Source organism: Pseudoxanthomonas sp. LjRoot204_2 (assembly GCF_056175765.1).
Genome location: NZ_JBGFFG010000041.1, coordinates 1 through 14,248, shown reverse-complemented (window position 1 = coordinate 14,248; position 14,248 = coordinate 1). Strand labels below are relative to the sequence as shown.

12 protein-coding genes are annotated in these 14,248 nt (G+C 68.4%); 10 read left to right on the top strand and 2 right to left on the bottom strand.

The window, feature by feature from the left end; translation table 11 throughout:
* The 6 genes from AC04L7_RS03610 to rlmH all read left to right on the top strand — a co-directional run.
* On the top strand, positions 1 to 1,215 hold a 1,215-nt coding region (locus tag AC04L7_RS03610; protein ID WP_475512538.1), incomplete at its 5' end, for a class I tRNA ligase family protein.
* Between the two features lie 84 nt (positions 1,216 to 1,299).
* Entirely contained in the window at positions 1,300 to 1,854 is a 555-nt protein-coding gene (locus AC04L7_RS03605) for an LPS-assembly lipoprotein LptE (RefSeq protein ID WP_435999739.1), read from the top strand.
* Positions 1,854 to 2,888, top strand: coding sequence for a DNA polymerase III subunit delta (gene holA, locus AC04L7_RS03600; protein ID WP_475512537.1), 1,035 nt, complete (start codon positions 1,854 to 1,856; stop codon positions 2,886 to 2,888). The genes AC04L7_RS03605 and holA overlap by 1 nt, the downstream gene beginning before the upstream one ends.
* Before the next feature lie 7 nt (positions 2,889 to 2,895).
* Complete coding sequence (gene nadD / locus AC04L7_RS03595; protein ID WP_435999735.1) at positions 2,896 to 3,573, top strand: nicotinate-nucleotide adenylyltransferase; 678 nt, start codon at positions 2,896 to 2,898, stop codon at positions 3,571 to 3,573.
* 31 nt (positions 3,574 to 3,604) lie between these two features.
* On the top strand, positions 3,605 to 4,021 hold the full coding sequence (gene rsfS / locus AC04L7_RS03590; protein WP_056878289.1) for a ribosome silencing factor: 417 nt from the start codon (positions 3,605 to 3,607) through the stop codon (positions 4,019 to 4,021).
* 87 nt (positions 4,022 to 4,108) lie between these two features.
* Entirely contained in the window at positions 4,109 to 4,579 is a 471-nt protein-coding gene (gene rlmH / locus AC04L7_RS03585) for a 23S rRNA (pseudouridine(1915)-N(3))-methyltransferase RlmH (protein WP_241046881.1), read from the top strand.
* 195 nt (positions 4,580 to 4,774) lie between these two features.
* On the opposite strand, the gene AC04L7_RS03580 is transcribed toward rlmH, so the two are convergent.
* Both AC04L7_RS03580 and AC04L7_RS03575 read right to left on the bottom strand, forming a co-directional pair.
* Positions 4,775 to 5,443, bottom strand: coding sequence for an energy transducer TonB (locus AC04L7_RS03580; RefSeq protein ID WP_475512536.1), 669 nt, complete (start codon positions 5,441 to 5,443; stop codon positions 4,775 to 4,777).
* Positions 5,444 to 5,655: 212 nt separating this feature from the next.
* On the bottom strand, positions 5,656 to 6,399 hold the full coding sequence (locus AC04L7_RS03575; RefSeq protein WP_296280327.1) for an SIMPL domain-containing protein: 744 nt from the start codon (positions 6,397 to 6,399) through the stop codon (positions 5,656 to 5,658).
* 161 nt (positions 6,400 to 6,560) lie between these two features.
* On the opposite strand from AC04L7_RS03575, the gene AC04L7_RS03570 reads away from it, so the two are divergent.
* The 4 genes from AC04L7_RS03570 (at position 6,561) to tldD (ending at position 14,103) form a co-directional block, all read left to right on the top strand.
* Positions 6,561 to 7,157: a Maf family protein gene (locus tag AC04L7_RS03570; protein ID WP_435999729.1), complete on the top strand. Its 597-nt coding sequence runs from the start codon at positions 6,561 to 6,563 to the stop codon at positions 7,155 to 7,157.
* 12 nt (positions 7,158 to 7,169) lie between these two features.
* On the top strand, positions 7,170 to 8,657 hold the full coding sequence (rng, locus tag AC04L7_RS03565; protein WP_296280330.1) for a ribonuclease G: 1,488 nt from the start codon (positions 7,170 to 7,172) through the stop codon (positions 8,655 to 8,657).
* Between the two features lie 108 nt (positions 8,658 to 8,765).
* Positions 8,766 to 12,602 (top strand): YhdP family protein, encoded by a 3,837-nt coding sequence (locus tag AC04L7_RS03560; RefSeq protein ID WP_475512535.1) that lies wholly within the window; start codon positions 8,766 to 8,768, stop codon positions 12,600 to 12,602.
* 58 nt (positions 12,603 to 12,660) lie between these two features.
* Positions 12,661 to 14,103 carry a metalloprotease TldD gene (tldD, locus tag AC04L7_RS03555; RefSeq protein WP_436001059.1) on the top strand — a complete coding sequence of 481 codons (1,443 nt, stop codon included), beginning with the start codon at positions 12,661 to 12,663 and terminating at the stop codon, positions 14,101 to 14,103.
* The last annotated feature ends 145 nt before the right edge of the window (positions 14,104 to 14,248 follow it).

Sequence of the window (14,248 nt, the reverse complement as noted above, 5' to 3'; positions counted from 1 at the left end):
ACCCTGGACGGCGTCAAGTCGCCGATCAAGGCCGACCCGGAATGGCGCAAGACGAAGTGTCCGCAGTGCGGCGCCGCCGCCGAGCGCGAGACCGACACCTTCGACACCTTCATGGAATCGAGCTGGTACTACGCGCGCTACACCTCGCCCGGCGCGAAGGACATGGTCGACAAGCGCGGCAACTACTGGCTGCCGGTCGACCAGTACATCGGCGGCATCGAGCACGCGATCCTGCACCTGATGTACTTCCGCTTCTACCACAAGCTCCTGCGCGACGCGCGGCTGGTGGACAGCGACGAGCCGGCTACGAACCTGCTGACGCAGGGCATGGTGATCGCCGAGACGTTCTATCGCGACAATGCCGATGGTTCGAAGGACTGGATCAATCCGGTCGATGTCGAGATCCAGCGCGACGACAAGGCGCGTGTCGTCGGCGCGACGCTGAAGGCCGACGGTCAGCCGGTGAAGATCGGTCCCGTCGAAAAGATGTCGAAGTCGAAGAACAACGGCGTCGATCCGCAATCGATGGTCGACAAGTTCGGTGCGGATACCGTGCGTCTGTTCTCCATGTTCGCCGCACCACCCGAGCAGTCGCTCGAATGGAACGAGGCAGGTGTGGAAGGCATGGCGCGGTTCCTGCGCCGCCTGTGGACGCAGGTGCAGAAGCATGCCGCCGATGGCGCTTCGTCGGCGTTGGACGTGGCCGCGCTGAACGCGGACCAGAAGGCCCTGCGCCGCAAGACCCACGAGACCATCGACAAGGTCGGCCACGATTACGGCAAGCGCCACAGCTTCAACACCGCCATCGCGGCGGTGATGGAACTGTCCAACGCGCTGGGCAAGTTCGACGATGCCTCCCCTGAGGGGCGCGCCGTGCGCCAGGAAGCGCTGGAAGCGGCCGTGCTGCTGCTCAATCCCATCACGCCGCACGCGAGCCATGCGCTGTGGCAGGCGCTGGGCCACGGGGAAACGCTGATCGAGGATGTGGCGTTCCCGGTCGTGGACCCTGATGCACTGGTGCGCGACTCGGTAACGCTCGCGGTGCAGGTGAACGGCAAGCTGCGCGGCACCATCGACGTCGCCGCCGATGCGCCGCGCGACCACGTGGAAGCGCTCGCCAGGGCCGAGCCCAACACCGCGAAGTTCCTCGAGGGCCTGGCCATCCGGAAGGTCATCGTGGTGCCCGGCAAGATCGTCAACATCGTCGCGGGGTAAGGCACTCGACCGCCTTGCCCCTGTGTTCACCTCCGGTCCGGCTACGCTCTTGCCGCCCATGACAGGCTCGTCCAGACTTCGACCATGACCCGATTCCGCCTGCCCGCCCTCATCCTCGCCCTGACCCTGCTGGCCGGTTGCGGCTTCCACCTGCGCAACAAGATCGCGCTGCCGGCGGACCTGGGGCCGGTACGCGTGGAGGCATCATCGACTTCCTACAGCGCGCTGGTGACCAGCCTGTCGCGCGGCCTCCAGGCGGCCGGTGCCACGCTCGCCTCGTCGATCGGCGACGAACGCGACGAACGCGACGATACGGCGTCCGGACAGGTCGCCACGCTCCGCGTCGTGTCCGAGCGTTGGGGCGATCTTCCGATCGCGGTCGACCAGTTCGGCCGAGCGCAGGAATTCAGCCTGCGCTATGCCGTCGTCTTCTCCTTCAAGAAGGCCGACGGCACCGACCTGGTGCCGCAGCAGGTGGTCGAACTGTCGCGCGACTACGTGTCGCCGCCGCAGGACGCGACCGGCACCTCGACCGAGCGCGAAGTGCTCGCCGACGAACTGCGCCGCGAGATGGCCGCCTCGATCCTGCGCCGCATCGACGGCGTCGTGCGTTCGGGCCCGGTGACGCCGGCCCCCTGATGGAACTCAAGCCGGAACAGCTGGCGGCGCGCGGAACCACCGAGCCGCTGCTGCCGGTATACCTGATCGCCGGCCCCGAGACGCTGCGGGTACTGGAAGCCGCGGATGCGGTGCGCGCGCAGGCGCGTGCGCAGGGCATCGGCGAACGGGAGGTCTTCGATGCCGACGGACGCGATTTCGACTGGGRCCAGCTGGAAGCGAGTTTCAATGCGCCCAGTCTCTTCAGCGCACAGCGATTGGTCGAAGTCCGCCTGCCGGGAGGCAAGCCGGGCAAGGAGGGCGCCGAGGTCATCAGCGCGTTCTGCGCCAACCCGCCGTCCGACGTGGTGCTGCTGATCACGGCCGGAGAGTGGGGCAAGGCCTATCAGGGCAAATGGAGCGATGCCATCACGCGCGTCGGCGTGCTGGCGGTGGCCTGGGCCATCAAGCCGCACGAACTGCCGGGCTGGATCGAAGGCCGCCTGCGCAGCAAGGGCCTGCGCGCGGATCGCGATGCGGTGCAGCTGCTGGCGGATCGCGTTGAAGGCAACCTGCTCGCCGCAGCACAGGAAATCGACAAGCTGGCCTTGCTCAGCGATGGCGAGGTGCTCGATGCCGAGCGCATGGAATCGCTGGTCGCCAATGCCGCGCGCTACGACGTGTTCCGCCTGACCGACGCCGTGCTGGCGGGGCAGGGGGCACAGGTGTCGCGCATCCTGGCGGGATTGCGCGCCGAGGGCGACGTCGTCGCGGGCCTGATGCCGATGATCGTCAAGGAGCTGCTGCGCACCGCGTCGCTGGCGCGGGTGCAGGCCAACGGCGGCAACCTCGCTGCCGAAATGAAATCGCAAGGCATCTGGGAGGCGAAGCAGGCGCCCTTCAAGCGCGCACTGCAGCGCCATACCACGCCCGCGCGCTGGGACCGCTTCGTCGCCGAGGCCTCGAAGATCGACCGCACCGCCAAGGGCCGTGGCGATGGCGACGCCTGGGTGGGGCTGGAGCGCCTGTTGCTGGCGATCGCGGACGCGAAGGCCGTGCGCCTGCTGGTCGCCTGATCCGGCGATGCTGCGCGTCTTCTACGGCGGTACTTTCGATCCCGTCCACAACGGACACCTGGCCATCGCGCGCGCGGCGCACGATGCCCTCGGCGTGCCGGTCCGCCTGATGCCGGCGGCGGATCCGCCGCATCGCGCTCCGCCGGGGGCCACCGCTGCGCAGCGCGCGCGCCTGCTCGACCTCGCCACGTGGGACATCCCGGGCCTGTGCGTGGATCGGCGGGAACTGGACCGCGCCGCGCGCGAGCCGACCTCCCGTTCCTACACGATCGACACGCTGCGGGAGCTGAGGAGCGAGCTGGGCAACGTCGTTCCCATCGCGCTTTTGATCGGCGCGGACAGCCTGCTCGGACTGCCCACCTGGCGGGCGTGGACGGCGCTGCTCGACCTCACGCATTTCGTCGTCGCCGACCGGCCGGGCAGTGGGCTGGATTCAGCGCTGCCGCCCGTGCTCGCCACCGCTCTCGAGGGTCGCTGGACGGACCACCCGGACGATCTGGCGCGGGTGGCCGCGGGGCGCGTGTTCCGCTTGCACCAGCCCCTTCAGCCCGAATCGGCCACCGAAATCCGGCGCCGCATCGCAACGGGCGAAGCCTGGCGCCAGCTCGTGCCCGCGCGGGTGGCGGACGCCATTGCCGACGAAAGGCTGTACGCCTCACGGGCCGCCGACACGGGTCCGCTATAATCCCGGCCGTATTCCCAGAGCCACCAAGCCTTTGTCCAGCCAAGCCCACGTCATCAAGACCCGCCTTCCCAGCCCGCCGCCGGCCCTGCCGGACCTGCTCGCCACGGTGCATGCCGCGGTACAGGAACTGAAAGCCAAGGATGTCGTCGAGATCGACGTGCGCGGCAAGTCCAGCGTCGCCGATTACCTGGTGATTGCCTCGGGCACTTCCACCCGCCACGTGAAATCGATCGCGGACGAGGTGGTGAAGTTCGCCAAGAAGCTCGACGTGATGCCGCTGGGCGTGGAAGGCGAGCGCGAGGCCGAGTGGGTACTGGTGGACCTCGGCGATGTCATCGTCCACGTCATGCTGCCCCGCGTGCGCGAGTTCTACGCGCTGGAGCGCCTCTGGACCGTCGGCGACCAGCCGCCGGAAGACGTCGAGACGGCGGACGAATCGCGCCTCTGATCCGCAGCCGCTCGACTCGGTGCAACGGCGCCCTCGTGGCGCCGTTCTCGTTCAAGGCGCGCGGCCTGCGACCGTTATCATGCGCACATGAAATGCCGCCTCATCGCTACCGGAGAACGCGCGCCCACATGGGTCGCGCAAGGCTTCGCCGAATACCAGAAGCGTCTGTCGCACTGGCTGCCGTTCGAACTGGTCGAGATCGAGCCCGGTCTGCGCGGCAAGGGCCGTGATCCGCAGCGGGCCATCGAAGACGAGGGAAAGCGGGTGTTGGCGGCGTTGCCGAAAAGCGCGCATGTCGTGGCGCTGGAAGTCACCGGCAAGCCTTACTCCTCCGAACAGCTCGCGCAACGGCTCGAACACTGGCGCACGCTGGGCCGCGACATCGCGTTGTTGATCGGCGGCCCCGAGGGCCATGCCCCGGATGTGCTCGCGGCGGCGCACGAGAAATGGTCGCTCAGTCCGCTGACGCTGCCGCACATGCTGGTGCGGCTGGTGGTCGCCGAACAGGTATACCGCGCGGCGGCGATGCTGGCGAATCATCCGTACCATCGCGCATGAGGCTTGCGACTCTCGGTAGGAGCGATGTAAGTCGCGACCGGGTGAGGTGCGCGGCAGGGACGGTCTAAGTGGAGAGTCGGCGACCCGTTGCGAGGTTGTCGGTGCTCTCTGGTGCGTGGTCGCGACTCACGTCGCACCTACAGGAACAGCAGGAAGCCCGCCTTTCGGCGGGCTTCCACTTTAAGTTCGGATGCATCACTGCAGGTTGAACGCGATCGGCACCAGGCCGTAAGCCTGCACCGCCTGTCCGTTCTGCATGGCGGGCTTGAAGCGCCAGGTCTTCAGCACGTGCTGCCGCGCTTCCTTGTCGAGGTTGCGGTTGCCGCTGCTGATCTCGACGGTCACGTCGACCGGCTTTCCATCGATGTCCACGAGCACGCGCAGGATCACCGTGCCCTGGATGCCGTTGCGCAGCTCGTTGGTCGGATAGCGCGGCGACGTCGCACGGACGTATTCCAGCGTGGCGGACGGCAGCGGGCCGGCGCCCAGCGACGTGCCGGTTGACGCGGTGCTGTCGATGGCCGGAAGGTCGATCGTGCGCTCAGTACCAGGGTCCACCACGGCCGGCGTGTCGACGATGGTCGTGTCCGTGGTCAYCGTGCGGGCCGGAACGACCGGGCGCGGCTCCTCGCGCTTGACGGTGGTCTGCTGTTCCTCGATCGGTACGACGACCGGAACCGGCTCTTCCTTCTGGATCCAGCGCACCACGGGTTTCGGCTTGACCGTGGGCGTGATCGGGGGCGCCGCCATCGGCATCAGCAGCATGAGCAGGGCGGCGGCGTGCACCGCGATGGCGGCCGCGATGGCCGCGATGCGGCCGATGTCGATGCGGGTATCGGAACCGTGGGGTAGTGCGCGAACCATGATCCACCTCCTTGAGGGCTGTGAACGGAACAACGCTCGGTCGCGGGGAGTGGGGTTGCAACGTCCCGGCGCCGCACGTCCAGACTGTACTCCGGCGGATGGCGTGCGCAAGAGGGGGCGGACTTCGACCTTTGGCGTAGTCCGGTCGCCCGGCCCGGAAACGACAACGGCGCCCCCCGGGGCGCCGTTGTCGTGGATAGGCGGGCGCTGCCTTACTTGCCCAGTTCGAACACCACGTCCAGGTTGATCGAGACGGTGGTCTCGCCAGGCGACACCGGGGGGGCACCGCTGGCGTCACGCGCTTCCATCTTGGCCATGGCCATCATCGGGACCGGGCGGAAACCGCCGTTGCCCTCTGAAATGCTGACGATCCGGCGCACTTTCAGCCCCAGCGACCTGGCATAGGTTTCGGCACGCGACTGGGCTTTCTTCAATGCGGCGAGGCGGGCTTCGTCGTACACCGGCTCCGGGTTGTCGATCTCGAAGCTGGGGCCATTGATCTGGTTGGCGCCCACGCCGGCCAGCGCATCCAGCACCTTGCCCAGCTTGGCGATGTCGCGGACCTTGATGCTCACGGTGTTGTTGGCCTGGTAGCCGGTGATCTTCGGGGCTTCGTTCTCGGCGTAGCGATACTGCGGGTTCAGGCTGATGCCGCTGGTCTGCACGTCCTTGTCGGCGATGCCGGCGGCCTTGATGGCCGACACGACCTTGGCCATCTGCTCGCTGTTCTGACGCATGGCCGTGTTGCCGTCCACGGCCTGCGTCACCACCCCGGCGGAGATGGTGGCGATGTCCGGCACGCGCGACGCGTCGGCCTGCGCCGAGACGTTGAGCAGGGTGCCGTCGGAAGGCACGGCGTAGGCGGGTGCGGTCTGGGCGTGGCTGGTCATGGCGACGGTGGTTCCAAGGGACAGGGTCAGGGCGAGCAGCAGCGGGCGGATCAGGGGCAGGCGCATGGGATCTCCTTTTCGTGGTTCGAGTGGCGGGCACCCGGGTCGTCGGCGACGCGCAAGGGTGTTCACGATGACATGAACGCGTCGTGATCCGGCGCAGGGTTAGCGGGATCCGGCCGGCATCAGCGGTCATTCAGTCAGGCGCCGCGGGTTATTCTTTCGCGATGCTCTATCTGGCCTCCCAATCCCCGCGACGTGCCGAACTGCTGACCCGCCTGGGCCTGTCCTTCGGACGGATCGACCTCGATATCCCTGAACACCGCCAGCCCGGCGAGCCCGCCGTCGACTATGTCCGCCGCGTCGCCCGCGAGAAGGCGGGTGCCGGATTGCTGAAGGTCGTGGCTACCCCGGATGCCGTGGTGCTGGGGGCCGATACCGAGGTGACCCTGGGCGACGAGGTGTTCGGCAAGCCGGTGGACACCGCCGATGCCGCCGCCATGCTGCGTCGCCTGTCCGGCCGCACGCACCAGGCCGTCTCCGCCGTCTCGGTGGTCAGCGCCTCGCGCGAGGCGCAGGCGCTGGTGGTCACCGATGTCAGCTTCGCCGAGCTGGACGAGCATGACATCGCGGCCTATGTCGCCAGTGGCGAAGCGATGGGCAAGGCGGGGGCCTACGGTATCCAGGGGCGTGCGGAGCAATTCGTCACCCGCCTGTCCGGCAGCTATTCGGCGGTGATGGGGCTGCCGCTGCACGAAACGGCGAAGCTGCTCCGCGACTTCGGCATCCATCCGTCGGCATCCGCCGCTGCTGTGTCAGCCTGAGGGAAGGACCCCATGTCGGAAGAAATCCTGGTCAACGTCACCCCGCGCGAAACGCGCGTCGCGGTGATCGAAAACGGCATGCTGCAGGAACTGCACATCGAGCGCGGCTGGCGCCGGGGCGTGGTGGGCAACATCTACAAGGGCAAGGTGCAGCGGGTGATGCCCGGCATGCAGGCCGCGTTCGTCGAAGTGGGACTGGACCGGGCGGCGTTCCTGCATGCGAACGACATCGTGCGTTCGTCGCCGGGCGCGGTAGCCGATGGTGAAGACGCACCGCTGCCCACGCCGCCGGCGGCACCGATCATGGACCTGCTCCGCGACGGGCAGGACATCGTGGTGCAGGTGGTGAAGGATCCCATCGGCAGCAAGGGCGCGCGGCTCACCACGCAGATCAGCATTCCGTCGCGCTACCTGGTGCTGTTGCCGCAGTCGAAGGTGATCGGCGTGTCGGCGCGCATCGAGGACGAAACCGAGCGCCAGCGCCTCAAGCAGGTCGTCGGCGAACTGGCCGGCCTGCACGGTGGCCACGGCTACATCATCCGCACCAATGCCGAGGGCCAGCCGGCCGAGGCGCTGGCCGAAGACATCGCGTACCTGTCCCGCGTCTGGAACGTGGTGGAGCGCCGCGGCCGCGAATCGCCTTCGTGCAGCGTGCTGTACGAAGACCTCAGCCTGCCGCTGCGCGCCGTACGCGACCTCATCCGCAAGGACGTGGAAAAGGTCAAGGTCGATTCGAAGGAAACCCACGAGCGCCTGCAGGCGTTCGTGGCCAAGTACATGCCGGTACTGGCCGAACGGATCGAACTCTATTCCGGTGAGCGGCCCATCTTCGATCTCTACGGAGTCGAGGACGAAATCGGTCGCGCGCTGGACAAGCAGGTGCCGCTGAAGTCCGGTGGCTACCTGGTGATCGACCAGACCGAGGCCATGACGACGGTCGACGTGAACACCGGTTCGTTCCTGGGCCAGCGCAACCTGGAAGAAACCGTCTATCGCACCAACCTGGAGGCCGCGCAGGCGGTCGCGCGCCAGCTGCGGCTGCGCAACCTGGGCGGCATCATCATCATCGACTTCATCGACATGGACGATCCGGAGCACCGGCGTCAGGTGCTGCGCACGCTGGAAAAATCGCTCGCCAAAGACCACGCCAAGACCACGGTGTACGAATTCTCGCCGCTCGGCCTGGTGGAGATGACGCGCAAGCGCACGGTGGAAAGCCTCGCGCGCCAGCTGTCGGAACCGTGCCCGGAATGCAGTGGCCGCGGCAGCATCAAGACCACCGAAACCGTCACCTACGAGATCTTCCGCGAGATCACGCGTGCCGTGCGCCAGTTCGAGGCCGCGCGCCTGCTGGTGATCGCATCCCCCAAGGTGGTCGCCCGCATCACCGATGAGGAATCGACCGCGGTCGCGGAGCTGGAGGAATTCCTCGGCAAGTCGATCCGCTTCCAGGCCGACGAGCAGTACCTGCAGGAGCAGTTCGATGTCGTGCTGCTGTAAGGCCAGGGGGCGGGCGTCGGCATTCGGAAGCCGCAAGAGCGGATCCCGGCGTCTGCGTTCCGGGCGACCGAACGCAGACACCCGCATCCCGGCGAGCGTCGCGAACTGATGCCCACGCCGCTGCGCCGCCGCCTGCGCCTGGCCCGCCGGGGTGCCGTCTACGGCATCGCCGTGGTGCTGGTGTGCATGGCCGTGGTGCTCGGCATCGCCAGCCAGGTGTTGCCGTTGGCCGAACGCCATCCGGACCGCGTCGCCGCATGGTTGAGCGAGCGTGCCGGACGGCCGGTCGCCTTCGATGCCGTGAAGACACAATGGACGCGACGCGGGCCGCTGCTGCAGCTCGACGGCCTGCGCCTGGGCGAAGGCGACAGCGGCGTGCGCATCGGCCAGGCGGAAGTGCTGGTGTCGATGTACGGCGGCCTGCTGCCCGGTCGTTCGTTCACCGAATTGCGCCTGCGTGGCCTGTCGTTGACCTTGCAGCGTGGTGACGACGGCACGTGGTCGGTGCGGGGTCTGCCGGGGCAGCAGCAGTCCGGCGACGATCCGCTGCGCAGCCTCGAGGGGTTGGGCGAGTTGCAGGTCATCGACGGCAGGCTCGCCATCGTCGCGCCTTCGCTGGGCTGGGACATCCGGCTGCCTGAGATCGATCTGCGCCTGCGGGTCGAGGGCGACCGGGTGCGTGCCGGCACACGGGCGTGGATCAGCAAGGACGCTGCGCCGCTGAACGTCGCCGTGGACTTCGACCGCAAGGCGGGCGATGGCCGTGCGTACCTGGATGTGTCCGCGGACGATATCGGCGCCTGGTCGCCGTTGCTTCGCTATGCCGGTGTCGTCGCCGAGCGTGGCAAGGGACGCGTGCAGGCGTGGACGGAATTGCGCCGTCATCGCGTGGTGCTGGTGACGGCGGACGCCAACCTGCAGCAGGTCGGGCTGCGCGGCGCGCCACTGGCGGATGCGGACGCGCCGACCCGGATCGCGTTCGACCAGATGGAAGGCCGCATGCGCTGGCGCCTGGTCTCCGGCGGCTGGCGGCTGGACGCGCCGCACTTGCGCGTGGGCACGGCGCCGGCCGTGCAGACGTTGGATGGCCTGGTGCTGGCCGGCGGCCAACGCTATGCGCTGCTGGCCGACCAGGTGGATGCGGCGCCGTTGTTCGCCGTCCTGGGCCTGAGCGACAAGATCGACGCCGGCCTGCGCCGCTGGCTGGTGCAGGCACGGCCGGGCGCACGGCTCGCGCGACTGACCCTTGCCGGTCGCCGCGACGGCGGGCTGCGTGCGGAAGGCCGGTTGCGCGACATCTCGTTCCGGACCGTGGGCGATGCCCCCGGTCTCAGCGGCCTTGCCGGCGACTTCGACGGCGACGCGGAGGGTTTCCGGCTGACGCTGGATCCTGCGTCGGTGATGCGTTTCGACTGGCCCAGCGGATTCGCCGTGGTGCACGACGTGCGACTGAAGGGCGATGTGCTCGGCTGGCGCGAAGGCGGCGGGTGGCGTGTCGGCACCAGCGCGCTGCACGTACAGGGCGAACAGTACGCGGCCGATGTGCGCGGCGGGATGTGGTTCCAGGGCGACGGCACGCGGCCCTGGATCGACGTGGCGGCGGACCTGGCCGATGCGCCCGTCCCGGTGGCGAAAGGTTTCTGGATCCACCACAAGATGTCGAAGGCGGCCGTCGACTGGCTGGATGCCGCGCTGGTCGGCGGCACCGTGCGGAACGGGCGTGCGATCGTCAGCGGCGACCTGGACGACTGGCCGTTCAATGATCGCGACGGTCGCTTCGAGGCGGTCGCAAACATCGAGCGTGGGCAGTTCAAGTTCCAGCCGGAGTGGCCGCCACTCGAGCAGGTGGATGCCGACATCGCCTTTATCGGCAACGGATTCGAACTGAAGGGACGAGGCGCGTTGGGCGGCGTTGCGATCCCGGCGTTCCAGGCCGGCATCGCCGATTTCGCCGCGGGCGATCTGAAGATCGCAGCGCGTACCGACACGGAGGCGGGCAAGCTGCTGGCATTGCTGAGGCAGAGTCCGTTGCGCAAGACCTACGGCGACACCCTGGACCACCTGCAGGCCAAGGGACCGGTCGCGGCGACCTTCGACCTGCTGCAGCCGCTGCATGCCGCAGAGCAGACACGCAAGAAGCTCGCCGGCACGGTGGACCTCAAGGGCGCGCAGTTGTCGGAAACGCGCTGGAACCTGGTGTTCGACAACGTGCGTGGCAAGGCGAAATACGACGACGGCGGTTTCGCGTCAGGCCCGCTGCAGGTGGTGCACGACGGACTGCCCGGTGTGCTGGGCCTGCGCGCAGGCAGCGGCACGCGCGACCGCAATCAGGCGTTCGAAGCCGACCTGTCCGCAGCCGTCGATGCCGACCGCCTGCTCGATCGCGCGCCCGAGATGGCATGGCTGAAGCCCTACATGGACGGGCGTTCGTCGTGGACCGTGGGCGTGACGATTCCGCGTACGCCGACGGGCGCGGTGTCTCCGCCCACCCAGCTCAGCCTGACGTCCGATCTGGTCGGCACGGCAATGAGCCTGCCGGCCCCCATGCGCAAAGCGTCCGCAACGCCACTGCCGACGACGGTCCGCGCCCCCTTGCCCATCGGCAGCGGTGAGATTGATGTGGCGTTCGGCGATCTGCTGGCGTTGCGCGCGCGCACTACCAACGGGCAGACCGGGGTGCGTGTCGTACTCGGCAGCGACCGGGTGATGGACGCGCCGCCATCGTCGGGTCTGGTGGCGACGGGGCGCACCGGAACCCTCGATGCGATGGAGTGGATCGCGGTCGCGCGCGGCGGGAGCGATGATGCCCATGGCGTGCCGCTGCGGCATATCGATGTCACTGCCGAGCGTCTGCTGATGATCGGTTCGGTGTTTCCCGACACGCGCCTGCAACTCGCGCCGGCGCAGCAGGCACTGGCGGTGTCGCTGGATGGCGATGCGCTGTCGGGTGCCCTGCTGGTGCCCGATGCGAAGGGTGCGCCGATCGCCGGCAAGCTGGCGCGCGTGCACTGGCGCAAGGCGCCCGTCGAAGGTGCGCYGGTCGCCGCGTCGGGCGCGCGCGCCGCCACCGACGACATCGATCCCGCTGCCGTCCCGCCGCTGTCGCTGGACGTCGAGGATCTCCGTTTCGGCGATGCGCGATTGGGCACGGCCAAACTGCGCACGCGCCAGCAGGCCGATGGCATGCACGTGGACCAGTTGCAGCTGCGCTCTCCCGGCCAGCAGATCGACGTGCGTGGCCAGTGGACCGGCACGACGTCCGCCGCCCGCACGCGTTTCGCGGCCGATGTGAAGAGCGAGAACTTCGGGGTGCTGTTCGACGATCTTGGCCTGGGCGATAGGGTGGGGGGCGGTCATGGCCAGATCAGCGCCGAGGCCGCATGGCCGGGAAGCCCTGCCGCGTTCCGCCTTGCCGCACTCGACGGCAACGTGAAGCTGGCCGTGCGCGACGGTCACCTGCTCGAAGTGGAACCCGGCGCGGGCCGTGTACTGGGCCTGCTGAGCGTGGCCGAGGTGCGGCGCCGGCTGATGCTCGACTTCAGCGACTTCTTCTCCAAGGGCTTCGCGTTCAACCGCATCGACGGCGATATCCGGATCGGCGGCGGACTGGCACGCAGCGACAACCTGCTGATCGATGGTCCCGCGGCCGAGATCGCGATCCGCGGCGATACCGACCTGCGCAGCGAAYGGTTCGACCAGACCGTCGACGTGAAGCCCAAATCCGCCAACGTGCTGACTGCCGTCGGCGCCGTGGCCGGTGGCCCCATCGGTGCGGCGGTGGGCGCGGTCGCCAACGCAGTGCTGAAGAAGCCCCTGTCCGAGATGGGCGCCAAGACCTATCGCGTCACCGGCCCGTGGAAGTCGCCCAAGGTCGAGGTGGTGGGACGCGAACAGTCTCGCGTGCGCACGGACGACGACCGTACCGACAGCGCGGGCGCGCCCTGACGCCGCCTGTCCGCGGCCGCGCTTGCCGCGGCCGTTTTCCGCCCCCATTGTGATGACCATGACTCTGCCGATCACGCTCGCCGAAACCCGCCTCCTCCTGCCTGCCGGACTGGACCCGTCCGGCCTCGACCGCGCCTTCGGCACGCTGCTGGGTCCCGGGATCGATTTCGGCGACCTGTACTTCCAGCACGCCCGACGCGAGAGCTGGACGGTCGAGGACGGCATCGTCAAGGACGGGGCGCATTCGATCGAACAGGGCGTYGGCGTGCGCGCCATCTCCGGCGAAAAGACCGGATTCGCGTATTCGGACGACATCAACGCGCAGGCACTGCTCGAGGCGTCGAAATCGGCACGCGCCATCGCGCGCGACGGCGCGACCCACGCGCCACGCACGCTGGTACGCAGCGGCGGCCGCGCGCTGTACGCCGGCGACGATCCCATCGATGCGATGGGGAACGATGCCAAGGTCGAGGCGCTGCGTGCGGTGGATCGTTTCCTGCGCGCGGCCGATCCGCGCGTGCAACAGGTCACCGTCAGTCTCTCCGGCGGCATCGATACCGTGCTGGTCGCGCGCAGCGACGGGGTGATGGCCTCCGATGTGCGCCCGTTGGTGCGCTTGAACGTGCAGGTGATCGTCGAGCAGAACGGACGCCGCGAATCCGGCTATGCCGGCATGGGCGGCCGCTACGGTTATGCCGAACTGTTCGCTGACGGCAAGCCCGAAGACCTCGCGCGCGAGGCGCTGCGCCAGGCGCTGGTGAACCTGGACGCCATCGACGCGCCCGCCGGCATCATGCCGGTGGTGCTGGGCAGCGGCTGGCCGGGCGTGCTGCTGCACGAAGCGATCGGGCATGGCCTGGAAGGCGACTTCAATCGCAAGGGCACCAGTGTGTACGCCGGCCGCATCGGCGAGCAGGTGGCATCGAAGGGCGTCACCATCGTCGACGACGGCACGCTGCCCGGACGCCGCGGATCGCTCAACATCGACGACGAAGGCACGCCGACGAACTGCACCACGCTGATCGAGGATGGCGTGCTGGTCGGCTACATGCAGGACACCCACAACGCGCGGCTGATGGGCGTCGCCCGCACGGGCAACGGTCGTCGCGAATCGTTCGCGCACCTGCCGATGCCGCGCATGACCAACACCTACATGCTGGCCGGGCAGGACGATCCGGAAGACATGATCCGCTCGGTGAAGAAGGGCCTGTACGCGGTCAATTTCGGCGGCGGGCAGGTCGACATCACCAGCGGCAAGTACGTGTTCTCGGCCACCGAGGCCTACCTGATCGAAGACGGCCGCATCACCGCGCCGGTGAAGGGCGCCACCCTGATCGGCAACGGTCCGGACACCATGCAGAAGGTGAGGATGATCGGCCACGACCTGGCGTTGGACCAGGGCGTCGGTGTCTGCGGCAAGGACGGCCAGAGCGTGCCGGTCGGCGTGGGCCAGCCGTCGCTGTTGATCGAGGGCCTGACGGTAGGCGGGACGAAAGCGTGATGCATTCCTGGCTGTCCCTTCTCCCGTCGGGAGAAGGTGCCCCGAAGGGGCGGATGAGGGTGCGGCGGAGTCCATGACGCCTGCCTCGCACGGACTTCGCCGAACCCTCACCCCAACCCCTCTCCCGAGGGGAGAGGGGCTATTC

Excerpts from the sequence above, each read along its gene's own strand:
- AC04L7_RS03605 (WP_435999739.1), top strand. The coding sequence starts at position 1,300 with ATGACCCGATTCCGCCTGCCCGCCCTCATCCTCGCCCTGACCCTGCTG.
- nadD (WP_435999735.1), top strand. The coding sequence starts at position 2,896 with ATGCTGCGCGTCTTCTACGGCGGTACTTTCGATCCCGTCCACAACGGA.
- rlmH (WP_241046881.1), top strand. The coding sequence starts at position 4,109 with ATGAAATGCCGCCTCATCGCTACCGGAGAACGCGCGCCCACATGGGTC.
- AC04L7_RS03575 (WP_296280327.1), bottom strand. The coding sequence starts at position 6,399 with ATGCGCCTGCCCCTGATCCGCCCGCTGCTGCTCGCCCTGACCCTGTCC.
- AC04L7_RS03570 (WP_435999729.1), top strand. The coding sequence starts at position 6,561 with ATGCTCTATCTGGCCTCCCAATCCCCGCGACGTGCCGAACTGCTGACC.
- rng (WP_296280330.1), top strand. The coding sequence starts at position 7,170 with ATGTCGGAAGAAATCCTGGTCAACGTCACCCCGCGCGAAACGCGCGTC.